The sequence below is a fragment of the Flocculibacter collagenilyticus genome, assembly GCF_016469335.1.
Classification (GTDB): Bacteria; Pseudomonadota; Gammaproteobacteria; order Enterobacterales; family Alteromonadaceae; genus Flocculibacter; species Flocculibacter collagenilyticus.
This window is the reverse complement of sequence record NZ_CP059888.1, coordinates 2969890-2994041: the sequence shown is the minus strand read 5'-3', so window position 1 is coordinate 2994041 and position 24152 is coordinate 2969890. Positions and strand designations below refer to the sequence as shown.

Below are 24152 nucleotides of genomic sequence, written 5' to 3'. Positions count from 1 at the left end.
TTAATTGATATAAATAGAAAAGTGGCGGTTTGTGTTGGGGTTGATGTTAAGGGAAGTTAGCCTTACATCAAACGGCGCTTTTCTATGCTATGTAACGCGGCACTCGAGAGTTAGCTGTGCTGATTTGAAATATGATTGAAATTTAAGCTCAGCTAGTTTCATAGTAAAAAGTAACGCCATTCTCATTACTTTCTGTTTAAAAAGTTCTTACCAACAATGCGTGCCTCTTCATTTTTTATTAATCGTATAATATTTTCTTTATGACGAATGACGATTAATGTGGCCAACATAATCACTGGCAGGGTATAAGTAGGCTTAATAAAGTAAGTAAAAACGGGGGCGAGCGATACGGTAATAATGGCCGCTAAAGAGGAATATCTAAACAGTAATAACGTTATTAGCCACGTTAAGATTAATAAACCTGCCAAATCTAATCCTATCGGCAATAAAGTGCCGAAAGCAGTTGCGACGGCTTTACCTCCCTTAAAACCAAAGAACAATGGAAAGATGTGCCCTAGGCAAGCCGCAATAGCGATCACTCCCAAAAATACGGGTTCTATATTTAAAAAGTAGGCTAACCATACAGGGATAGTTCCTTTTAAAATATCAAATACTAACACCATAATTGCGGGGATTTTACCTGCTAAGCGATACACATTGGTGGCGCCGGGATTGCCAGAACCATTTACGCGAGGATCGGGAAATGACAATAGTTTACTCAGTAATACAGCCGAGCTGATAGAGCCTATTAAATAAGCTGCAACTATCATTAATATTGTCAATATAATCATTTACCTTCCTGTGGTGTTTCTAGTCTTAATAATGTGGTGTATTATCCTGCTGGATTGCATACTGTAATGAGCACCCTCTTACGGATCTATATAAACGTAGTTTATACAAATGCAAGGCGACATTAGCATAAGGCGCACAGGGTACTTATATTTTTAGCTATAAGGTATCCGACCAGACGTCATTGATTATCATTACATTTGTAATAAGTAGACTATGGATAAAGTATTTATAACTCAGTTGAAAACCGACACTACCATAGGTGTTTACGATTGGGAAAAAAAAATTAAACAATCGCTTTATTTCGATATAGAAATGTTGACCGATACGTCAGTCGCAGCGAAAAATGATGATATTAAAGCAGCTGTTAACTATGCAGAGGTATCTGAAAAAGTAACCAAATATGTTGAAAGCAGAGCTTTTGAGCTAATCGAGACGGTATGTGAGCAATTAGCACAATTGATTCTGACCAGCTTTAATGTGCAGCAGGTAACGATTAAAGTAGACAAGCCCGGAGCGGTGGAAAATGCTCAATCTGTAGGTGTAGAAATAACACGCTCAACAATGTGATTCTGATTTGGTTTTATTCTGCTTTGGCATTTAGGAGCAAAAGTTGGCAAAGATATACATAAGTGTTGGTTCAAACATAAATAAAAATAAATACATTCAAGCTGCAATTGCTTCCCTAGGGGAGTTTTTTGGACCATTGGTACTCTCGTCTGTTTATGAAAGTGAAGCGGTAGGGTTTGAAGGTGAAAATTTTTATAATATGGTGATTGGTGCTGATACTGATTTATCATTAGAAAGTGTTGCGGCGATTTTAAAAACAATTGAGCAGCAAAATGGTAGAGAAAGAACCGCTAAGAAATTTAGCCCACGTACGTTGGATTTAGATTTATTAACCTATGATGATGTTATAGCGGATGAGCCTGTACAAATTCCGCGAGACGAAATCACTAAAAATGCATTTGTTTTACTTCCTTTAGCAGAAGTAGCTCCAAATGAACTGCATCCTACCGATAAACTTAGCTTTTCAGAGTTGTGGCAAGCATTTGATAAAAATACACAGCAGTTATGGAAGGTTAATCTAAGTATAAGTAACAGTTAAACCAATCATTTTTACATTTTACCTATTTTATTTTTAAAGGATTATTAAAGCGATGACTACCCTAGAAGTTATATTGTTAGCATTGATACAAGGGCTAACAGAGTTTTTACCAATTTCTAGCTCGGCGCATTTAATTTTGCCTCAAGCCATTTTAGGGTGGCGTGAACAAGGCTTAGCGTTTGATGTGGCGGTTCATGTAGGCACATTATTAGCGGTGCTGCTGTATTTTCGTAAAGAAGTATTTGAGTTAACTACTGCGTGGTTTTCATCATTTAAAGGTGAACAAACCCGAGACAGTCAATTAGCTTGGTGGATTATTATTGGGACTATTCCTGCAGCGCTTATTGCGTATTTAGGAAAATCTTATGTTGAAGAATATGCTCGCTCTGCTTCAGTGATTGCTGCTACTACCATTATTTTTGGTTTGCTGCTTTGGTGGGCTGATGTAAAAGCCCGTCAACACAAAGATATTAACCAAGTTGGCTGGAAAGGTGCGTTAATTATTGGTTTAGCTCAAGCTATTGCACTCATCCCTGGTACGTCTCGCTCTGGGATCACAATTACTGCTGGCTTAATGTTGGGGCTGGACCGAGGTTCTGCTGCACGTTTTTCTTTTCTACTTTCCATTCCTATTATTGCACTTGCGGGGGGCTATCAAGGTTTAGGCCTAGTGACTTCTGCTGAAGCAGTTGATTGGACTGCGATATTGCTAGGCACTGGTTTGTCTTTTATTAGTGCGTTTGCCTGTATTCACTATTTCTTAATTTTTGTAGAGCGAGTGGGTATGATGCCATTTGTAATTTATCGCCTACTGCTTGGTGCGGTCTTAATATTTTTTATTATTTAGGGTGGCTCAAGCATAAATAAAGGCGCAAAGAAGCGGTTATAAAACGTTAGCACTTTGCGCCATATGGTATATACGCTATTTAGATATAGCTTCTTTCAGCGCTTTAATTTTTAGGATTCGTTGCCGTTTAATTTGTTCTTTAATTGCTGCGCCTTGGTGACCTTCAGCAATTATATCTTTTACATTAATGGTGAGTGATGCTTCAAAAGCCTGCATTAAAAATGAAGCTTGTGGGTATGCAGATTCTTCGAAGCCAGTTCTTCCCCGCATATCGGCAGTACAACACAGTAGAAACTTATCAAGCATTTGTGGCTTTCGCCAAGCATCAATAGCATTAAATACTTTTAAAATAGTCTCAGGTTTTAACTCGAACGCTTTGTGTGTATGGCAATGATATTCGCTCACTAAAAGGGCTAACTGCTTACATTGATTAGGTACACGCAGACGCTCGCAAACTTCAGCAATAGGTTTCAACCCCTTTTTTTCATGACCATGGTGTGAAGGCCAAAGTTGCTCAGGCGTTAAACCTTTACCCAAATCGTGGCAAAGTGCTGCAAATCTTACATCTAGATCAGTACTTAGTTTTACCGCTTGCTGCAACACCATCATCGTATGTACGCCAGTGTCAATTTCAGGGTGCCATTTTTCAGGGTTCGGAATGCCCCATAAGCAATTAAGCTCTGGAAATATGATTGCTAATGCGCCGCATTCTTTAAGAACTTCAAAAAAGATAGCGGGGGAGACTTCCTGCAATGCCTTTTCCATTTCCTTCCATACGCGTTCCGGCGTTAAATGGTTAAGCTCACCAGAATGGGCGATTGTTTGCATTAACTTCATGGTTTCGTCTGCAACGGAAAATCCATATTCATGATAGCGTGCAGCAAAACGCGCAACACGAAGCACGCGCAGGGGATCTTCAACAAACGCATCTGATACATGACGGATAACTTTATTCGCTAAATCTGCTTGTCCACCAAAGGGATCGATAATTTGGCCATCACTAGTTTCGGCAAGTGCATTGATGGTTAGGTCGCGTCTTAATAAATCTTGTTCTAAGGTAACGTCAGGTTCGGCATAACAGGTAAACCCTGTGTATCCTTGGCTCGTTTTGCGTTCAGTGCGAGCTAAGGCATACTCTTCTTTAGTTTTGGGATGAAGAAATACAGGAAAGTCTTTGCCTACTTGTTGATATCCCAGTGCTAACATTTCTTCTATCGTTGCACCGACTACCACCCAGTCTTTGTCAGAGACGTTACGGTTAAGCAATTTATCGCGAACTGCGCCACCCACTAGATATATTTCCAAAGTACTTTCCTGATAATTGATGTGTTATATTGCGGAGATTATAACCGAATGCTATGAAAGATTGTTTTTTCCTAAGCAATTTTTTAATTATGAAGAACTGGAAATGTATACAGGATATTTTGGTCTAAAGGAAAAGCCTTTTTCAATTGCGCCAAACCCACAATATTTGTTTATGAGTGATCGTCACAGAGAGGCGTTGGCGCATTTGTCATTTGGCCTTGGCGACACGGGCGGCTTTATTCTATTAACAGGTGAAGTGGGAACGGGTAAAACTACAGTTTCGCGCTCAATGCTAGAGAATTTACCAGAAGATAATGATGTCGCGTTTATTCTTAATCCAGCCCTTTCAGAATTAGAGTTACTTGCCACGATCTGCGATGAGTTACGTATTCGTTATCGTAAAGCTGATGCCACTTTGAAGTTGCTAACGGATAAGATAAAAAATAGATTATTGAAAAATCACCAAAATAATAAAAATACAATTTTATTAATCGATGAAGCCCAGCACCTTCAACCGGAAGTATTAGAGCAGTTACGACTATTAACTAACTTGGAAACAAACACTAAAAAGTTATTACAAGTGGTGTTAATTGGTCAGCCAGAATTACAGGCAATGTTAAAACGTCAAGAATTAAGGCAACTCGCGCAACGCATCACTGCACGTTATCACTTATTACCGCTTACACTGCCTGAAATTGAACAATACATAAGTTTTAGATTAAGTGTAGCTGGATGCGAAAGACAATTATTCGAGCGTGCAGCAGTGAAACAAATATTTAAAGTAACGCAGGGCATTCCGAGGTTGGTCAACCTGTTATGTGATAGATGTTTGTTGGGCGCGTACAGCGAGCATCGTTCATTAGTGACGCCTGCAATTGTTAAACAAGCAGCAATAGAAATCATTCCTAATTACAGCCAACCCCAACAATATATTCCATGGCGTTGGGTGGGTTATTCTGCCGCCTGTGTGTTAGCGTTAGCAACAGGCTTTGCAATTGCAATGTGAATGTGATTTTTGTAACTGCGTTTATATGTGTTGTAACAACGATATTCAAAATATACTAAATTAAGAAAAAATATGTCTTATTTACTAGATGCCCTAAAAAAAACTGATCCCAAATCCCAAGTTGAGCAACCTATGCAACCTTATCAGCAAGCACCAAGTAGTAATAATGATTCAGCGTTACGGTTTTACCGTGGCTTAGCGATTGTGTTAGGGTTAATTTTAGCCATGATAGTGGGCTATGGCTTAGGTAATGTGTATGGCAATTATCAGCGTACGCAAGCTGAGCACAAAGTACCGACTATTACCGAGGTGAGTGAAACTGGTTATGTGATTGATAATTTGGAACCTGTGCAAAGCGCGAACGTAGACTTGCTAACAACAGATTCTACAAAGAATGAAGCGGAATTAAACGAGTCGGATACTCGAAAAAGCGGGCAAGAAAATAATACTGAAAAGCAGGAAGCTAATGAATTAGCTACAGAAAAAACTGCTGAAGAAGAATATGTTTACACAGATAACAAACTTTCAAAAGAAAGTGAGGTAAAAAATGTAGCCAGTGAGTCAGCATTATCGTCTGATAGTGCTGAACAGCCTAAGGTTGAGGCTGGTTATGTAAGCACTGAAGAGCCAGCATTTGATGCATCAAATATCGACCCTCAATTACTAAAAGAGTTTAATCAAGCTGTCAGAGAAACCGAGCAACATAGTCAAGATGGGGCGGGTGGTGCTATTGATGCTAATTTCTCATCTTCAACTGTCTCAAGTGCGCCTATGCTAGGTGAATTACCTGCCTCCGTACAAGACTCCATTCCGGCTCTTTCTTTTGATGCGCATATTTACTCAACAGATGCCCAGCAAAGCTGGGTCAAAGTTAACGGCAAAGTGTTGCAAGAGAGGCAATGGGTTACGTCTGATATTCAGCTATTAAAAATTCTACCGCAACAGGTCATTCTTGAAAAAGGTAATAATCGTTTTAGTTTGCCTGCGCTGGAAAATTGGAGCGGTAGTTATTAACGAATCAGCTGTTTTCATATTACGAAAGCAGCTGATAATTTATGACTAAGTTCTTAAAGCCACTTATCTTTCACCCGCCCATATTGATAATAACCCCATTGACCAAGCCGCTTAAACTGAGTAAATGGAATTTTAGGCAGTGCAGAAGAGTAAAACGGTAAATGTTGGTATTGGCATGCACCGGCAACTTTATCTGCTAAGCGTTTGCCTGCTAAGGTGCTAAACGATAAACCTGCTCCACAGTAGCCTGCTGCATAGAATACATTGTTGTCTGCTTCGTAGATGTGTGGAATATCATCAAAAGAAACACTTATCCATCCACTCCATTGATAATCAATTGATACTTCTTTAAGGCAAGTAAAGCTTTGTTTTAATGCTAATAATAGGCGTTGATAATATTTCGGGTTATCTGCTTCCGCACCAGAAATAGCCCCTCGCCCGCCAAACAAAACTCGGTTATCAGGTAATTTTCGGTAATAGTATTTTAATGCTCGAGTATCCATCATGACTTGATTAGTTTTCAAGCCAGACTGCTCAAGTTCTATATCATTTAATGGGCGTGTAACGATAACACTACTAAGTACAGGAAGAACCCGCTGGGTAAAGTCTCTATCTAAATGGGATGGGGTATAGCCATTACTTGCCACTACTACTTTGTTAGCAATAATAGATCCAGATGGAGTATTAAGTTGGTGTTTACCATTGAGTAACTTTGTCCAATTGATCACAGGTGAATTGGTATATATTTTACCGTTTTGTGAATCAATAAGCTTTTTATAAGCTGTTACAACCTTTAATGGATTCACTCCATTGCCATGGGAAAACCGTAAAGCACCGTGGGCATCTTGGTGTTTACAATAATTATTGAATAATTGATCACGTGTCAGCCTTTCTACGCTATAGCCGAAATGTTCTTGCATATAATCTGCTTGCTCGCAGAGTTGTTCATAGTATTTTGGCTTATGGGCAATTTTTAAATAGCCTGACTCTTGCATATCAACATCAATATCGGCATCTTGCACAAGTTGATGAACAGTACTGACACCTTCAAGGAATTGTTGATGAATCTCTTGAGTGTTTTTCATGCCAAATCGACTGACCAATGATTGATAGCCAAGTCTTCCACTTAAAGGAAGTATAAAGCCAGCATTTCGGCCACTACAGCCCCAACCAACATTATTGGCTTCAAGCACTACGGGAGAAATACTGTGTTGCTTCATTAAATGGTGCGCACAACTTAGTCCGGCATAACCGGCCCCTATAATGGCAACGTCGGTATGTTGTTCAGTTTCCAGCATTTGCGTTTGAAGCGGGGCAAGGTCAACTTGGCTTTTCCAGTATGAATTGGGATAAGGCTGGTTGTTTGGAATTATTTTTTCTTTTAATGGGTCGTACATAATCAGTAGCTATTTTACTTGTCGTTATGGAAAGTTAAAAATGCAGAATCATTTCAGCTGCAACACAGTGGCAATCTTCTCCGCAAATCGTGCAAATATAATTGTCACCGTAGTGAGCTTTATTCCACCTATCGGGGTGATCTTTCACCAATATACCACCGGCTTTAGTAAAATATTTTACTGAGCTATTTCCAGGACTTTGTCGCCATAGATGGGCAACACCAGCAACTGCACCAACAGACTTAGCTTTTTCGATTGAAGCTGTAAGCAGTTTTCCACCAATTCCGTGGCCACGATATGCTTCATCTACGGTGTTACATTTAAAATAAACTACTTTGTCTGAATCAACGCCCCATTGTGTTGGCGTACACCATTTATCTATTTTCCATTTATTAGGAGCATAAGTAAGCCTAAATCCAATTAGCTTGTCTTCCATATGGGCTACGTAACTGAGGTTGATATCGTGATTAAAGCCTTTTTGATAGATTTCTTGTAGCGATTCATCGGTTAAGTAATTGTCACCGTGAACTTCATTGCCTAGTTTTATTATATCGGCAAAGTGCTCAGGTGTTATTTCAGATATCTTTAATGACGGTTGCGTCTGATGCATATAGTTCCTATATTTCTGTTTCGTATTCAGCTTTTACTAAATGTCCTAGGTTTTATAGCTACCAACTTTACCAACTTAACGAATGTAGCGGTAGTTCTGTATTAAAAGAATGCTATTGCTTAGACAATGCAACAATTAAAGATTCAATTATCATGTTGAACATTAATAAGTGAATCAAGAAATCAATGATTTAAATGCTATTCTGGTTAACAAATAACCGAACAAACAAAAAAGATAAAAAAGTACTTGCGCTGTTTTTAAATCTCCCTATAATGCGCCTCCACACCAACGGGGAAGCAAGCAGCATCAGCCAAACCAAACGGTTTAACAAGCACTATGTTTGACGTTAAATCAGGTGTCAAGGTTAACCAGTTAATCGAATTTGAAAGAGTGAAGTTTTAAAAAAACTTCAAAAAATAAATTAGATTAACTGCTTGACTTTGAAAACGGAAAGCGTAGAATGCGCATCCCGCTTCGAGCTAAACGGTAACAAGTTACCAACCAGCACCAAGCACTGTTCTTTAACAATTTGTAATCAATCATCTGTGTGAGCACTCACAATAGAGATTAGAATCTAAGAGCTTCGGCTCAATACGATATTTAAATCTCAATAGTTTTGTAGAGTGACTCAACAGTCAATATATACAGAATTCATTGAGCTGAAACTTCGGTTTCAACAAAACTTTTAATTGAAGAGTTTGATCATGGCTCAGATTGAACGCTGGCGGCAGGCCTAACACATGCAAGTCGAGCGGTAACATTTCTAGCTTGCTAGAAGATGACGAGCGGCGGACGGGTGAGTAATGCTTGGGTATATGCCTTAAGGTGGGGGACAACAGTTGGAAACGACTGCTAATACCGCATAATGTCTACGGACCAAAGTGGGGGACCTTCGGGCCTCACGCCTTAAGATTAGCCCAAGTGGGATTAGCTTGTTGGTGAGGTAATGGCTCACCAAGGCAACGATCCCTAGCTGGTCTGAGAGGATGATCAGCCACACTGGAACTGAGACACGGTCCAGACTCCTACGGGAGGCAGCAGTGGGGAATATTGGACAATGGGCGCAAGCCTGATCCAGCCATGCCGCGTGTGTGAAGAAGGCCTTCGGGTTGTAAAGCACTTTCAGCGAGGAGGAAAGGTTGTCAGTTAATAGCTGTCAGCTGTGACGTTACTCGCAGAAGAAGCACCGGCTAACTCCGTGCCAGCAGCCGCGGTAATACGGAGGGTGCGAGCGTTAATCGGAATTACTGGGCGTAAAGGGCACGCAGGCGGTTAATTAAGTCAGATGTGAAAGCCCCGGGCTCAACCCGGGAACTGCATTTGAAACTGGTTAACTAGAGTACGAGAGAGGAAAGTAGAATTTCAGGTGTAGCGGTGAAATGCGTAGAGATCTGAAGGAATACCGATGGCGAAGGCAGCTTTCTGGCTCGATACTGACGCTCATGTGCGAAAGCGTGGGGAGCAAACAGGATTAGATACCCTGGTAGTCCACGCCGTAAACGATGTCTACTAGCAGCTCGGTTCGTCAAGAACTGTTTTGCGCAGCTAACGCATTAAGTAGACCGCCTGGGGAGTACGGCCGCAAGGTTAAAACTCAAATGAATTGACGGGGGCCCGCACAAGCGGTGGAGCATGTGGTTTAATTCGATGCAACGCGAAGAACCTTACCATCCCTTGACATCCAGAGAACTTACTAGAGATAGTTTGGTGCCTTCGGGAACTCTGAGACAGGTGCTGCATGGCTGTCGTCAGCTCGTGTTGTGAGATGTTGGGTTAAGTCCCGCAACGAGCGCAACCCCTATCCTTAGTTGCTAGCAGGTAATGCTGAGAACTCTAAGGAGACTGCCGGTGATAAACCGGAGGAAGGTGGGGACGACGTCAAGTCATCATGGCCCTTACGGGATGGGCTACACACGTGCTACAATGGTAGATACAAAGGGCAGCAAGACCGCGAGGTGGAGCGAATCCCATAAAGTCTATCGTAGTCCGGATTGGAGTCTGCAACTCGACTCCATGAAGTCGGAATCGCTAGTAATCGTAGATCAGAATGCTACGGTGAATACGTTCCCGGGCCTTGTACACACCGCCCGTCACACCATGGGAGTGGGTTGCTCCAGAAGTGGTTAGCCTAACCTTCGGGAGGGCGATCACCACGGAGTGATTCATGACTGGGGTGAAGTCGTAACAAGGTAGCCCTAGGGGAACCTGGGGCTGGATCACCTCCTTACCAAAAGATTCGACGCTATTGTCGAGTGTTCACACAGATGATTAGATTACAAAGTCAGAGCAAAGAACAACACACCTAACGGTGCTTGTATATTGGGGCTATAGCTCAGCTGGGAGAGCGCCTGCCTTGCACGCAGGAGGTCAGCAGTTCGATCCTGCTTAGCTCCACCAATAACTCAAAACTAAATGTTCTTACCAAGAATCTTTACTTTTGAGCTTCTGCTCAAAACTGCTCTTTAACAATGTGGAAAAGCTGATAATTAAATCCAGCGTATGAATAACTGAGCAACAGGCAACTGTTGATTCATACGCTAATGACGTAAATGTCACTCTATTTGGTGGTGTCGCAATTGCGATTATCAATCAATTACTCATAGAGCGTCGTTATTAATCATAACGACATTGTCCATCTTTGGACAAAACTAGCGCATACTAACACAAAGTTGGTCAAACAATTTTGGGTTGTATGGTTAAGTGACTAAGCGTACACGGTGGATGCCTAGGCAATTGGAGGCGATGAAGGACGTGTTAATCTGCGATAAGCGTGGTTAAGGTGATAAAAACCGTTATAGACCACGATTTCCGAATGGGGAAACCCACCTGCTTGCAGGTATCTTATAGTGAATACATAGCTATAAGAGGCAAACCCGGAGAACTGAAACATCTAAGTACCCGGAGGAAAAGAAATCAACCGAGATTTCGCTAGTAGCGGCGAGCGAACGCGAATTAGCCCTTAAGCAGCTTACAAGTCAGTGGAATGTGCTGGAAAGCACAGCGATACAGGGTGATAGCCCCGTACACGAAGACGAATTTGTTGTGAAATCGAGTAGGTCGGGACACGTGATATCTTGACTGAATATGGGGGGACCATCCTCCAAGGCTAAATACTCCCAATTGACCGATAGTGAACCAGTACCGTGAGGGAAAGGCGAAAAGAACCCCTGTGAGGGGAGTGAAATAGAACCTGAAACCGTGTACGTACAAGCAGTGGGAGCCGACTTGTTCGGTGACTGCGTACCTTTTGTATAATGGGTCAGCGACTTATATTTTGTAGCAAGGTTAACCGATTAGGGGAGCCGTAGGGAAACCGAGTCTTAACTGGGCGTCGAGTTGCAAGGTATAGACCCGAAACCCGGTGATCTAGCCATGGGCAGGTTGAAGGTGCAGTAACATGCACTGGAGGACCGAACCCACTAACGTTGAAAAGTTAGGGGATGACCTGTGGCTAGGAGTGAAAGGCTAATCAAACCGGGAGATAGCTGGTTCTCCCCGAAAACTATTTAGGTAGTGCCTCGAGCGGACACTTACGGGGGTAGAGCACTGTTTGGGCTAGGGGGTCATCCCGACTTACCAACCCCATGCAAACTCCGAATACCGTAAAGTGATACTCGGGAGACACACGGCGGGTGCTAACGTCCGTCGTGAAGAGGGAAACAACCCAGACCGCCAGCTAAGGTCCCAAAGTGTATGTTAAGTGGGAAACGATGTGGAAAGGCTCAGACAGCCAGGAGGTTGGCTTAGAAGCAGCCATCCTTTAAAGAAAGCGTAATAGCTCACTGGTCGAGTCGGTCTGCGCGGAAGATGTAACGGGGCTAAACATGCCACCGAAGCTGCGGATTCACCTTTTAGGTGAGTGGTAGGGGAGCGTTCTGTAAGCGGTTGAAGGTGAGTCGTAAGGCTTGCTGGACGTATCAGAAGTGCGAATGCTGACATGAGTAACGATAATGGGGGTGAAAAACCCCCACGCCGGAAGACCAAGGGTTCCTATCCCATGTTAATCAGGGTAGGGTGAGTCGACCCCTAAGGCGAGGCCGAGAGGCGTAGTCGATGGGAAACAGGTTAATATTCCTGTACTTGTTATTATTGCGACGGAGGGACGGAGAAGGCTAGGTGAGCGTGGCGTTGGTTGTCCACGTGAAAGTGAGTAGGCTGTCGGTTTAGGTAAATCCGGACTGACACTAGGCTGAGACACGAGACGACACTCTACGGAGTGGAAGTCATTGATGCCCTGCTTCCAGGAAAAGCTTCTAAGCTTCAGATAATAACGAATCGTACCCCAAACCGACACAGGTGGTCAGGTAGAGAATACTCAGGCGCTTGAGAGAACTCGGGTGAAGGAACTAGGCAAAATGGTACCGTAACTTCGGGAGAAGGTACGCCGCTGTCGGTGATTGGACTTGCTCCATAAGCTGACGGCGGTCGCAGAAAATTGGTGGCTGCAACTGTTTATTAAAAACACAGCACTGTGCTAAATCGAAAGATGACGTATACGGTGTGACACCTGCCCGGTGCCGGAAGGTTAATTGATTGGGTTAGCGTAAGCGAAGCTCATGATCGAAGCCCCGGTAAACGGCGGCCGTAACTATAACGGTCCTAAGGTAGCGAAATTCCTTGTCGGGTAAGTTCCGACCTGCACGAATGGTGTAATGATGGCCACGCTGTCTCCACCCGAGACTCAGTGAAATTGAAATCGCTGTGAAGATGCAGTGTACCCGCGGCTAGACGGAAAGACCCCGTGAACCTTTACTACAGCTTGACACTGAACATTGAGCCTACATGTGTAGGATAGGTGGGAGGCTTTGAAACCATGTCGCCAGATATGGTGGAGCCAATCTTGAAATACCACCCTTGTATGTTTGATGTTCTAACATTGCTCCATTATCTGGAGTGTGGACAGTGTCTGGTGGGTAGTTTGACTGGGGCGGTCTCCTCCCAAAGAGTAACGGAGGAGCACGAAGGTTGGCTAAGTACGGTCGGACATCGTACGGTTAGTGTAATGGTAGAAGCCAGCTTAACTGCGAGACAGACACGTCGAGCAGGTACGAAAGTAGGTCATAGTGATCCGGTGGTTCTGAATGGAAGGGCCATCGCTCAACGGATAAAAGGTACTCCGGGGATAACAGGCTGATACCGCCCAAGAGTTCATATCGACGGCGGTGTTTGGCACCTCGATGTCGGCTCATCACATCCTGGGGCTGAAGTCGGTCCCAAGGGTATGGCTGTTCGCCATTTAAAGTGGTACGCGAGCTGGGTTTAGAACGTCGTGAGACAGTTCGGTCCCTATCTGCCGTGGGCGTTGGATGATTGAGAGGGGCTGCTCCTAGTACGAGAGGACCGGAGTGGACGAACCTCTGGTGTTCGGGTTGTCACGCCAGTGGCATTGCCCGGTAGCTATGTTCGGAATCGATAACCGCTGAAAGCATCTAAGCGGGAAGCGAGCCTCGAGATGAGTCATCCCTAGAACTTTAAGTTCTCTAAAGGGTTGTTGAAGACTACAACGTTGATAGGCAAGGTGTGGAAGCGCTGTGAGGCGTTAAGCTAACTTGTACTAATTGCCCGTGAGGCTTAACCATACAACACCAAAGTTGTGTGAAGCGCTAACGAGATTGATTGATAGACATCAATTGAGTGACACTGATTTAATTATCACTGGAATTGTTATGACAATTTCCAGTATGACCTCCATTCATGGAGGCCTTGCTTTTCCTGTATTGTTATAAAAGAATTTGCCTGGTGACAATAGCGTTGTGGAACCACCTGACTCCATTTCGAACTCAGAAGTGAAACGCAACAGCGGCGATGGTAGTGTGGGAGATCCCATGTGAGAGTAGCACATCGCCAGGCTCCCTATTAAAGAAACCCGTTCACACTGTGAGCGGGTTTTTTGCTATGTGGGGTTTGGTAGTGAGCATTCAGTAAGTGGCATGCATCATTTAGCATTCAGCGTTAAAGACTCGGTATTTAGGCTCTAGTACTGAGCTGTATGTATTTAGGAATAAATTGCTCAATACGCTACAAGGTAGCCGGGGTAGTGTGTATATCTAAGATAATTAGCTATCGATAATATTAGCAGTTACCAACCAAGTGCCTACATCATTCGTTGAATGGTAGGGAGCCCAGAGATCTATTTGGCACTTAATCATTGAAAGCATTTGATTTAGCAAATACTTTAACTACTTCAAGTTGAATATATTCGCTTGAGATTGTTATCAAACAGATACAAGCCGTTATCGTGTCAAGTTATTGCTTTAATAAATCTATTATTGGTTTATGCAGTTGGTTGATGATTAAAGGCCTACGGAAGAGCTGGCAGTAATACCTTTATATGCAAACGGTAAAGCGCTTAAAGTTTACTATTAAGCTATGGTAAGAGTCGTTGATTGAAGATAGTTGTTTACTATATCACGATTTGTTTATAAGGATATTTCGCCAATCTATGTGCTTTACTAACACTTAGTCGTTGGCGAAATGAAGTAAACTTATTTTAGTTGTTAATATTATAGCCTTTCAAATTCCTTTTTTAATTGGTAGTTGCTATCGGTTACGATTGCTTCAAGTGCTGCTATGCGGCTTTTCAATTGCTCAATTTCTTGTTGATGTTTATTAATATCAGGCGAATAATTTTTTTGTTTTTGTGCGCGTCTTTTACTCTCATAGATACTCACTATCGCGCCACAAATAATTGCTGCAAATGCTACATCGAAAACACCCATAATTTATCTTCCTTTTTAATTTATTTGTTTTAATCTTATCAAATATCGTACCAAAATAAAAAATCAATAAAAACAATCTGTTGCATTAGCCTCTCAATCGCATGCAGCTAGCATTGCGAACAATTAGTAAATTTGACTAAAAGTTAATGTATAATTTAGCACATTAAAAGTTAAGAAAATTTTTTATGACTGACGAAGATTGGATGCGATTGGCGATTAAAGCTGCTAATCAAGCTGGTGCGATAAGCGAGATCCCTGTAGGTGCAATAGTAGTTCATAACGAAAAGGTGATAGGTACTGGCTGGAATAAACCTATTACTACACACGACCCTAGTGCCCATGCGGAAATGATTGCGGTACGGCAAGCGGCAAAGTACCTAGAAAACTACCGTATGATTGATTGTACGCTATATGTCACACTTGAACCTTGTCCCATGTGCGCAGGTTTGCTAGTTCACAGTAGAATTAAACGATTAGTATTTGGTGCTAGTGATTATAAAACAGGTTGTGCAGGTTCAATTATGAATTTGGTTGCACATCCAAGTCTCAATCATCAGATCGAAGTAGAGCATGGTGTATTACAATCTGAATGTTCTTCTATGATATCTGACTTCTTCAAGAGAAGAAGAGCTGAAAAGAAATTAGAAAAAGAAAGCAAATTTACCAAGTAACAATAATTATGAAGAAGAGGTTTCTTGCGTCTCTTCTTCATTCATTAAGTCAAAGCCGAATCTTCTTCTACGGGCTATAATTTTCAAGTGAATATTGTTTCTAGCTATTCTTCTTCTAGCACTATTTACAAATGCTTTGCGAGTTACTTTTTTAAACTTACGGCGACGTAACATCTTATACTCCCTGATGAAATTAAATGTAGTTTAACTATTTTTATATTTTTTTTAGCAAAACCTTAGGTGAATAATACATCCCTTAGATGACAGGAGCATTATTTATGTATAAATATAAGCTATTCATCTGATTTTTCAGCTAAATCACTTTTAAGCTCATTCTTTTTCTGTTGATCTTTATGTTGCTCATCCAGCCACACTAAAGTGTCGTAATAGCGACGAATATTAGAGACATAAGTGACAGGCTCATTTCCTCTTGCATACCCATACTTGGTTTTTTTATAGTATTTTTTCTGCCTTAATAAGGGCAGGCGCTTTTTTACATCAATCCATTTATCAGGATCTCCACCGTGGCGCTGGGTAATAATACGGGCATCTTCAATATGTCCCCAACCTATATTATAAGCCGCTATTGCAAACCATAGCCGATCAGGTTGTTTAATACGATCTGGGATCCGTTTAATTAAATTATTTAAATATTTAGCTCCACCTTTAATGCTCTGTTCAGCATTTAATCTGCTTTTAATTCCCATTTGCTTAGCGGTAGGTAAGGTTAACATCATGATACCTCTTACTCCCGTGTGTGAGCGCGCTTTAGGATCCCATAATGACTCTTGGTAGCTTTGCGCTGCGAGTAAGCGCCAATCAACATCATCTGCATACTTTTGAAACAGAGCTTTATATTTTGGCAACACCTCTTTGGCGGCTTTAATAAATAGACGTGTATCAACATAATTGAATTTTCTCACATGCCCAAAGTATTTATCTTCGAGTGCGAGCAATTTTCCGCTTTTATGCCAATTTCCAAAAAACTCAATGGTTAGTGCATACAAACTATCGTCATCAGACTTTTTAAGTAACCATGAGTTTGGCATTTCATTGGCAACGGTAAAGCCAATGCTTAGATCAGGGTAATAACGACGATTAATTGCGAGTGTATTAGAATCTGTAATTGTATAATCAATCTCACCATCAAGTACGGCTTGAAGTAATTCATCAGCATCTCGTTCAGCTGATTCTGCCCAAGTTAAATCAGGGTTATTCTTAGCCATCAGATTTAATGTTTCAGCATGGCTGCTGCCGGATGTTACGACCAATACTCCTTTTAAGTCAGATACCTTTCTAGGCCTTTTGTTACCTTGCTTAAATACTAACTTTTGGCTGACTAATGTATAACTTGGAGAGAAGCGAAATTTATTTCTACGTTCTGGTGTAATGGTAAAGCCACCTGCAAGAATATCTACTTGTCCATTTTCGAGCATCGGGAAAAGTTCAGAGATATGATAACTAGGAACCACTTCTAGCTTCACACCAAGAAATTTTGCAAATGCGTTGGCTAGTTCATACTCAAATCCCACCGGGCCAGATGGACCAAGATAATATGAAGTTTGGCCATATAAGGTCCCAACTCTTATTGAGCCACGTTCACGAATTTTGATAAGTTCATTACTAGCGTGTACTTGTGTTGATAAAAATAAAACAACACTTAGCATGCTTAGTAAACAAAAGAGACTTATTTTTTTTAAATTAATTGTGGTCACCAGATAATTATTTTTCTTGAATTGTCACTGTTATATCAAATATGTCTACTAAGGTCACTTTGTGCTTAATTATTGGATTGATTTCCCTTATAATTTGCAGCCACATTCTTAAGATCCATTAACACTAAACGGGTGAGACTCCTATGTTAATTCTTCGTGGTGCTCCAGCTCTTTCTGAGTTTCGTGTTCAAAAACTTTTGAACTCCTTTCGAACGAACAATATTGTTCTCAAAAGTATATACGCAGAATATGTTCATTTTGCAGAAATTACGGAACCTTTAACGGAAGATGAAAAAAATAAATTAGATAAACTCCTTAAATACGGTCCCACGATTACAGAACATAAACCACAAGGCAAACTTCTCCTCATCACTCCCCGCTTAGGCACAATCTCTCCCTGGTCATCAAAAGCAACTAACATCGCTACGAATTGCGGCTTAACAAAAGTAAAGCGTGTTGAGCGAGGTATTGCTTACTATATTGATTCAAATTTAGCAGATTCAGAGGTGAATACCATTTCTTCGTTGATACATGATCGAATGACAGAAATGGTTCTAGCGTCGTTAGACGATGCGCAGCAGTTATTTTTAAGTGATTCCCCACGACCTTTAAAGCAGATTGATATTTTATCGTTAGGTAAGAAAGCACTTGATGACGCCAATGTTGAAATGGGGTTAGCGCTTGCTGATGATGAAGTGGACTATTTATTTGATAACTTCACTAAGCTAGAGCGAAATCCAAACGATATTGAACTATACATGTTCGCACAAGCAAACTCAGAGCATTGTCGTCATAAAATTTTTAATGCTGATTGGACGATTGATGGGAAGGAGCAGCCTAAATCATTATTTAAGATGATTAAGAACACCTTTGAAGCGACGCCAGATTACGTAACTTCGGCTTATAAAGATAATGCAGCTGTTATGCATGGTTCAGAAGCTGGGCGCTTTTTTCCAAATACACACTCGAATGAATATGACTATCATCATGAGCAAATAGATATTTTGATGAAAGTTGAAACGCACAACCATCCAACTGCAATTTCACCTTGGCCTGGTGCTTCCACAGGCTCGGGTGGCGAAATTCGTGACGAAGGTGCCACGGGACGCGGTTCAAAACCAAAAGCGGGTCTAGTTGGCTTTTCAGTGTCTAACTTGAAAATTCCTGGTCATGAACAGCCATGGGAAACAGAGTTTGGTAAGCCAGATAGAATCGTTTCTGCGTTAGATATTATGTTAGAAGGCCCATTAGGCGGCGCAGCCTTTAATAATGAATTTGGTAGACCGAATCTATTAGGCTATTTCAGAACTTATGAAGAAGACGTTGTAAGCCATAATGGACGCGAAGTAAGAGGTTACCATAAACCAATTATGCTTGCTGGAGGGCTTGGGAATATTCGTCCAGAGCACACACAAAAAGGGACTATTCCAGTTGGTGCGAAACTTATTGCATTAGGTGGGCCTGCGATGAACATAGGCTTGGGTGGCGGTGCTGCCTCATCAATGACTTCTGGTCAGTCTCACGAAGACTTAGATTTTGCATCTGTACAACGTGAAAACCCTGAAATGGAACGCCGATGCCAAGAGGTGATCGATAAGTGTTGGCAGATGGGTGAAAATAATCCAATCGCGTTTATTCATGACGTGGGAGCGGGAGGATTATCTAATGCATTTCCTGAGTTAGTCAATGATGGAGAGCGAGGCGGTAACTTTGAGTTACGTAAAGTGCCTAATGATGAACCAAGCATGTCACCATTAGAGATTTGGTGTAATGAGTCACAAGAGCGTTATGTGTTGGCAGTTGCACCGGAAAACTTAGCCATTTTTGAAGCAATCTGCCAGCGTGAGCGTGCAGAATATGCCATTATCGGAGAAGCGACTGAAGCGCGTCACTTAACGTTAACGGATGAGCACTTTAACAATAAGCCAATCGATCTTCCCCTTGACGTTTTACTTGGTAAAGCGCCAAAAATGCATCGACAAGTAGAAACACTTCAAGCTGAAGGTTGTGAGTTAGATTTTGCTGGTATCTCAGTGAATGATGCCGCCGAGCGCATTTTACGTTTACCCACAGTGGCTGAAAAAACGTTCTTGATTACGATTGGCGATCGAAGTGTGACAGGGTTGGTGGCTAGGGAGCAAATGGTTGGCCCTTGGCAAATTCCGGTGGCAGATGTCGCGGTGACTGCTGCAAGCTTTGATACATACCATGGTGAAGCAATGGCAATGGGGGAGCGAACTCCAATCGCATTACTTAATTATGGTGCGTCAGCGCGCATGGCGGTAGCTGAGTCGATTACCAACATTGCCGCCGCCGATATTGGCGAGCTTAAACGTATTAAGTTATCTGCTAACTGGATGGCTGCTGCAGGTCACCCAGGTGAAGATGCTGGCTTGTATGAAGCGGTCAAAGCTATAGGTGAAGAGTTATGTCCTGCGTTGGGCTTAACAATTCCAGTTGGTAAAGACTCAATGTCAATGAAAACAAAATGGCAAGAAGGTAACCAAGAGAAAGCGGTTACCTCACCACTTTCCTTAGTGATTACAGCATTTGCCAAAGTTGAAGACATACGTCGTACATTGACACCGCAGTTAATGACAGACCAAGGCGAAACATCATTAGTGTTAATTGACTTGGGTCGTGGGAAAAGCCGTATGGGTGGTTCATGTCTTGCGCAGGTATACAAGCAGCTAGGTGATGTTACCCCTGATTTAGATGAACCTTCATTATTAAAAGGCTTTTTTAATAGCATTCAACAACTGAATAATGAAGAGTTGTTATTGGCTTATCATGACCGTTCAGATGGTGGCTTGTTTACTACTTTAGTTGAAATGGCGTTTGCAGGGCACACTGGTGTTGATATTGATATATCAGAATTATCAACTCAACCATTACATGCACTATTTAATGAAGAATTAGGAGCTGTTGTTCAAGTTAGAAGCAGTGATTTAGATGCGGTAATGAATTTGCTTGACGAAAATGGTTTATCTGCCATGTCACATGTGATTGGTACATTAAACACTGATGATGAAATCAGAGTGCAAAATAAGGGCGACATTGTACTTAAGCACTCAAGAAATCATTACCGTAAAATATGGGCTGAAACCACGCATAATATGCAAATGTTGCGTGATAACCCAGATTGTGTTGAGCAAGAGCTGGAAATTAAAACGGATAATAACGACCCGGGAATTAGCCCGCTGTTAACATTCGATATTAATGAAGACGTAGCAGCACCGTACATTTTAAAAGGTACATCACCAAAAATTGCTATTCTACGTGAGCAGGGCGTTAACTCTCACTTAGAAATGGCAGCTGCGTTTGATCGTGCAGGCTTCACAGCTGTTGATGTTCATATGAGTGATGTGTTGTCAGGGAAAGTAACCTTGGCACAATTTAATGGTTTAGCTGCATGTGGTGGTTTTTCATACGGTGACGTGTTGGGCGCTGGAGAAGGCTGGGCAAAATCTATTCTATTTAACGACAAAGCGAGAGATGAGTTCCAAGCTTTCTTTAATCGCCAATCAACATTCGCATTAGGTGTGTGTAACGGCTGTCAAATGCTCTCTACATTGAAAGAGCTTATCCCTGGTACTGAATTATGGCCACGCTTTGTACGAAATAAATCTGAGCGATTTGAAGCTAGGTTTGCTTCTGTAGAAGTGCAAAAGAATAATTCGATTTTCTTTAATGGCATGGAAGGTTCGAGAATTCCTATTGCTGTATCTCATGGTGAAGGTAGAGCAGAGTTTTCTAGTGATGACTCAATTAAGCATGCACTGCAAAGTAATGTTGTTACATTGAAATATGTAGATAACTACGGAAAGGTAACATCACAGTATCCTGCAAATCCAAATGGTTCACCTGAAGGGATAACTGGGTTAACGTCAAGTGATGGGCGTGTCACGATTATGATGCCTCATCCAGAGCGTGTATTCAGAACAGTTGCAAACTCTTGGCACCCATCAGACTGGCAAGAGGATAGCCCATGGATGAGAATGTTTAGAAATGCGCGAGTGAATGTGGGCTAATTATACTTACTTCTCTTCGTGACTGAATACCATAGCCCGCAAGACGCGGGCTTTTTTGTCATCATAGATATATAGTTATTACATTAATTTAGAGCCGACGCGAATAAATGACACTATTAATTAATATTCCAAATAGAAACGTTGATAAGCTGGTTCACGGTTTAAGCGAGCAATTAGGCAGAGAAACGGTACAAGTTTGGCCTGATGTTGACGAACCAGACAAAGTAACAATGGCATTAGTGTGGCATCACGAACACGGTTCATTAACTCGCTTCAATCATCTCAAAGCGATTTCCTCATTTGGAGCGGGCGTTGATGGGATTTTAGCTGATACTCACTTGCCAAATGTGCCTATAGCTAGAATTGTGGACGATAACCTTTCAGAGCAAATGTGCCAATACGTTCATGGTATTTTACTCCATCACCAGCTTAGGCTATCTACTCATTTTGCTAATCAAGTATTAATGACGTGGAAACCGAGAAGACAAAGGGTATTAAACACAATGGGAATATTAGGCCTAGGTGAATTAGGTACTGCTGTTGCCACTTATTTGCGCTCATTAAAGTACAACGTGATTGGCTGGAGTAAATCCGCTAAGCAAATTGAAAATGTCGAATCAACAACAGGAGAAAGTGGTTTAAATTTTACTTTGAGCCAAGCTGATTGCGTTATTTGTTTATTACCATTAACGCAGGAAACGCACGAATTATTAAACGATAAAGCGTTTGCAGCAATGAAGCCTGATGCAATCTTAATTAATGTGGCAAGAGGTAAACACGTAAAGGATGACGACTTAATTTCGGCGTTAAACAATGAACAAATTGCGCACGCCTATTTAGATGTTTTTCAGCAAGAGCCATTACCCAGTGAACACCCGTTCTGGCACCATGAGAAAATTTCAATGACGCCACACGTTTCTGCAGTGACAGACATGAAAACCGTGATTGAACAAATTGTAGATAACTACAAACGAGTCGAACAAGAGTGTCCTATGCGAAATACTATTGATCGCGATAAAGGGTACTAAGAATAATAAAGGAGCAAAATGTGCCGCTAGTAAATATCAGGATTGAAGATCATATTGGGATTATTATGCTTAATAACCCTGCAAAATCTAATTTAATGTCAGCTAAAATGAGTGAGGAATTCCAGCAAGCGGTCAGTCAATTAGAGTCAAACGAGAAAATAAAAGCAATATTCATTAGCGGTGAAGGAAGTGCGTTTTGTGCAGGTGCTGACTTATCTGACTTAATAGCGGCACATGATGGTGAAGGAGAAGGAATAAGGGCTATTTATGATGCATTTATGGCTGTGGCGTATTGTAATTTACCCACAATTGCAGGAATAAATGGGGTGGCCGTTGGGGCAGGAATGAACTTAGCGCTCGCCTGTGATATTAGGTTAGCTACACCTGATAGTTATTTAGATACGCGTTTTATGAAAATAGGCATTCATCCGGGGGGCGGACATACTTGGATGTTACCTAAAACTGTTGGTTGGCAACAATCAGTAAACCTTTTATTACTGAGTAATCAGATGAGTGGGGCTGAAGCAGAAAAGTGCGGCTTAGTGCTTAAATGTGTATCTAAAGCTAATTTTATGCCTGAAGTGAAGTTGCTTACTAATAATTTGACCCATACACCGAAAGAGGTATTAGTAAGAACAAAGCGCTCGCTAAGAGAAAATCAAAAATACACCAGTCAACAGGACGCGTTGGAGGCGGAATTTTCTGAACAAATGTGGTCATTGCAGCAACCGGACGCTCATGAGATGATTAGTCGTCTTAAAGAGCGTATCTCCTCTAAAAATAAAAGTTAAATAAAATGTAAATTATGTAAACCAAGGTGCTTACTGAAAAGGTGTTTTTGGAACATTTATCTCTGCAAATAGTGGAGCAAGGGCTTGTTAACAAGTTAGTTTTTTATTACACTCCCTAACTGAACTAGCCACTTGTGGTGGCATTTATGTTCACATAATAAAAATAATAATCTACCTGTTTGGGGGCTGCTATGGCTAAGTCTTCCAGCAAGGGTTTTCGGTTAACAACTGTTGCTTTGTTTGTTTTCATTATGGGAGTGTCTACCCTATTTACGAAAGCGCATGCAGCCTATTTTATTTTTTAAAAAGTAAGCATTTTAATAAATAGATAATTTTACGTAGTATTGCGTAGTAGTTGATTGAAAAGCTTTACAATTGACGTGGCAAAAAAAATTAGCAAGCCCAGTAAAACATGCATATTGTTGTACTGGGCTTTGTTATTTATGGTTACCTTTTGGCGTGTTTCTCTCTATTTTCTTGTTTTAATTTCTCGCTTTTTTTCAATAGCACATACGTGGCACCGTAGCTTCCATGGTGTTTCAATGCGGTATGGAAGGCAAGGACTTCTGTGAGTTCTTGAAGCCATTTATTGATATAGCTTTTTAATAATGCTGGATGGGGCTTACTGTGCTTACCCGTTCCGTGAGAAATTAATATTGCGCGTATATTTCTTTTCATGCAGTCTTGCATAAATTGAAAAAGTTGCACACGAGATTGCTGTAAGTTTACCCCTTGGAGGTTTAATGTGGCATCAATTACGTACTTGCCTAATCGTAAGTTCTTGAAAACGCCTTCCTGTACTCCTCCTCGCTTAAACGAAAGTATCTCATCTGGCTCAACCAACTCTACGTATTCATTTGAAAGGTGATTAATATCATCTTCTATTTCTTTTTGAGCTGCTTTTTGTCTTTCTAATTGCGCTTCAGTGACTACAAAGTCGTGATTGAATGTATGCTTATCGCTAGTTGACAGAGGCTTAACATCATTCATTTCTTCAAGAAACAAGCTTAATTCATCTTTTTTCATCTGCTTAACCAGTTAGCTATTCGATTATTTAATTTTATCTTAACCAGTCAGAATAATGGAGTGATTTTATCTTGGATAAAAAAATGCCGTCATAT

General features: G+C 41.4%; 18 protein-coding genes, 1 tRNA gene and 3 rRNA genes. 13 read left to right on the top strand and 9 right to left on the bottom strand.

The features are described from left to right. Positions 1–185: 185 nt before the first annotated feature. Positions 186–791, bottom strand: coding sequence for a glycerol-3-phosphate 1-O-acyltransferase PlsY (plsY, locus tag HUU81_RS13310; protein WP_199609429.1), 606 nt, complete (start codon positions 789–791; stop codon positions 186–188). Between the two features lie 214 nt (positions 792–1005). Between plsY and folB the strand changes: the two genes are divergently transcribed. Genes folB through HUU81_RS13295 form a run of 3 tightly spaced genes read left to right on the top strand, consistent with a single transcriptional unit; the run spans position 1006 to position 2744 of the window. Further along, positions 1006–1359, top strand: coding sequence for a dihydroneopterin aldolase (gene folB / locus HUU81_RS13305; RefSeq protein ID WP_199609428.1), 354 nt, complete (start codon positions 1006–1008; stop codon positions 1357–1359). Positions 1360–1402: 43 nt separating this feature from the next. Then, on the top strand, positions 1403–1897 hold the full coding sequence (gene folK, locus HUU81_RS13300; protein WP_199609427.1) for a 2-amino-4-hydroxy-6-hydroxymethyldihydropteridine diphosphokinase: 495 nt from the start codon (positions 1403–1405) through the stop codon (positions 1895–1897). 52 nt (positions 1898–1949) lie between these two features. Continuing rightward, complete coding sequence (locus tag HUU81_RS13295; RefSeq protein ID WP_199609426.1) at positions 1950–2744, top strand: undecaprenyl-diphosphate phosphatase; 795 nt, start codon at positions 1950–1952, stop codon at positions 2742–2744. A 75-nt stretch (positions 2745–2819) separates the two neighbouring features. On the opposite strand, the gene HUU81_RS13290 is transcribed toward HUU81_RS13295, so the two are convergent. Next, positions 2820–4049, bottom strand: a complete 1230-nt coding sequence (locus tag HUU81_RS13290; protein WP_199609425.1) for a multifunctional CCA addition/repair protein — start codon at positions 4047–4049, stop codon at positions 2820–2822. A gap of 103 nt (positions 4050–4152) precedes the next feature. Here HUU81_RS13290 and HUU81_RS13285 point away from each other — a divergent pair, with 103 nt between their 5' ends. Next, positions 4153–5055, top strand: a complete 903-nt coding sequence (locus tag HUU81_RS13285) for an ExeA family protein (RefSeq protein ID WP_199609424.1) — start codon at positions 4153–4155, stop codon at positions 5053–5055. 72 nt (positions 5056–5127) lie between these two features. After that, on the top strand, positions 5128–6069 hold the full coding sequence (locus tag HUU81_RS13280; protein WP_199609423.1) for a general secretion pathway protein GspB: 942 nt from the start codon (positions 5128–5130) through the stop codon (positions 6067–6069). 53 nt (positions 6070–6122) lie between these two features. On the opposite strand, the gene HUU81_RS13275 is transcribed toward HUU81_RS13280, so the two are convergent. After that, a complete protein-coding gene (locus HUU81_RS13275) occupies positions 6123–7466 on the bottom strand; it encodes an NAD(P)/FAD-dependent oxidoreductase (RefSeq protein WP_199609421.1) in 1344 nt (447 codons plus the stop codon). Between the two features lie 34 nt (positions 7467–7500). Further along, entirely contained in the window at positions 7501–8076 is a 576-nt protein-coding gene (locus HUU81_RS13270; RefSeq protein WP_199609419.1) for a GNAT family N-acetyltransferase, read from the bottom strand. Positions 8077–8762: 686 nt separating this feature from the next. On the opposite strand from HUU81_RS13270, the gene HUU81_RS13265 reads away from it, so the two are divergent. The 4 genes from HUU81_RS13265 to rrf all read left to right on the top strand — a co-directional run bounded on the left by HUU81_RS13265 (position 8763) and on the right by rrf (position 13926). Continuing rightward, positions 8763–10303, top strand: a 16S ribosomal RNA gene (locus HUU81_RS13265). A 94-nt stretch (positions 10304–10397) separates the two neighbouring features. Beyond that, positions 10398–10473: transfer RNA gene (locus HUU81_RS13260), tRNA-Ala, on the top strand. Between the two features lie 297 nt (positions 10474–10770). Then, positions 10771–13655: ribosomal RNA gene (locus HUU81_RS13255) — 23S ribosomal RNA — on the top strand. Positions 13656–13811: 156 nt separating this feature from the next. Next, positions 13812–13926: ribosomal RNA gene (rrf, locus tag HUU81_RS13250) — 5S ribosomal RNA — on the top strand. The 16S, 23S and 5S rRNA genes sit together here with 1 tRNA gene alongside, the layout of an rRNA operon. Positions 13927–14579: 653 nt before the next feature. On the opposite strand, the gene HUU81_RS13245 is transcribed toward rrf, so the two are convergent. After that, positions 14580–14795: a hypothetical protein gene (locus HUU81_RS13245; RefSeq protein WP_199609418.1), complete on the bottom strand. Its 216-nt coding sequence runs from the start codon at positions 14793–14795 to the stop codon at positions 14580–14582. A gap of 185 nt (positions 14796–14980) precedes the next feature. Here HUU81_RS13245 and tadA point away from each other — a divergent pair, with 185 nt between their 5' ends. Continuing rightward, on the top strand, positions 14981–15466 hold the full coding sequence (gene tadA, locus HUU81_RS13240) for a tRNA adenosine(34) deaminase TadA (protein WP_199609417.1): 486 nt from the start codon (positions 14981–14983) through the stop codon (positions 15464–15466). Between the two features lie 6 nt (positions 15467–15472). On the opposite strand, the gene HUU81_RS13235 is transcribed toward tadA, so the two are convergent. Next, positions 15473–15640 carry a hypothetical protein gene (locus tag HUU81_RS13235; RefSeq protein WP_199609416.1) on the bottom strand — a complete coding sequence of 56 codons (168 nt, stop codon included), beginning with the start codon at positions 15638–15640 and terminating at the stop codon, positions 15473–15475. 119 nt (positions 15641–15759) lie between these two features. Continuing rightward, a complete protein-coding gene (gene mltF, locus HUU81_RS13230; protein WP_267983418.1) occupies positions 15760–17181 on the bottom strand; it encodes a membrane-bound lytic murein transglycosylase MltF in 1422 nt (473 codons plus the stop codon). 143 nt (positions 17182–17324) lie between these two features. Between mltF and purL the strand changes: the two genes are divergently transcribed. From purL to HUU81_RS13215, 3 genes are all read left to right on the top strand, one after another. Then, complete coding sequence (gene purL, locus HUU81_RS13225; RefSeq protein WP_199609414.1) at positions 17325–21212, top strand: phosphoribosylformylglycinamidine synthase; 3888 nt, start codon at positions 17325–17327, stop codon at positions 21210–21212. Positions 21213–21319: 107 nt separating this feature from the next. Next, the gene (locus HUU81_RS13220; protein ID WP_199609413.1) at positions 21320–22240 is read left to right on the top strand and encodes a 2-hydroxyacid dehydrogenase; all 921 of its coding nucleotides are present in this window, start codon (positions 21320–21322) and stop codon (positions 22238–22240) included. Positions 22241–22260: 20 nt separating this feature from the next. Further along, positions 22261–23031, top strand: coding sequence for an enoyl-CoA hydratase-related protein (locus tag HUU81_RS13215; RefSeq protein WP_199609412.1), 771 nt, complete (start codon positions 22261–22263; stop codon positions 23029–23031). A 124-nt stretch (positions 23032–23155) separates the two neighbouring features. On the opposite strand, the gene HUU81_RS17535 is transcribed toward HUU81_RS13215, so the two are convergent. Together HUU81_RS17535 and smrA are read right to left on the bottom strand one after the other, a co-directional pair. Further along, positions 23156–23281 (bottom strand): hypothetical protein, encoded by a 126-nt coding sequence (locus HUU81_RS17535; protein ID WP_267983417.1) that lies wholly within the window; start codon positions 23279–23281, stop codon positions 23156–23158. Between the two features lie 197 nt (positions 23282–23478). After that, positions 23479–24057 carry a DNA endonuclease SmrA gene (gene smrA / locus HUU81_RS13210; protein WP_199609411.1) on the bottom strand — a complete coding sequence of 193 codons (579 nt, stop codon included), beginning with the start codon at positions 24055–24057 and terminating at the stop codon, positions 23479–23481. Positions 24058–24152: the final 95 nt, after the last annotated feature.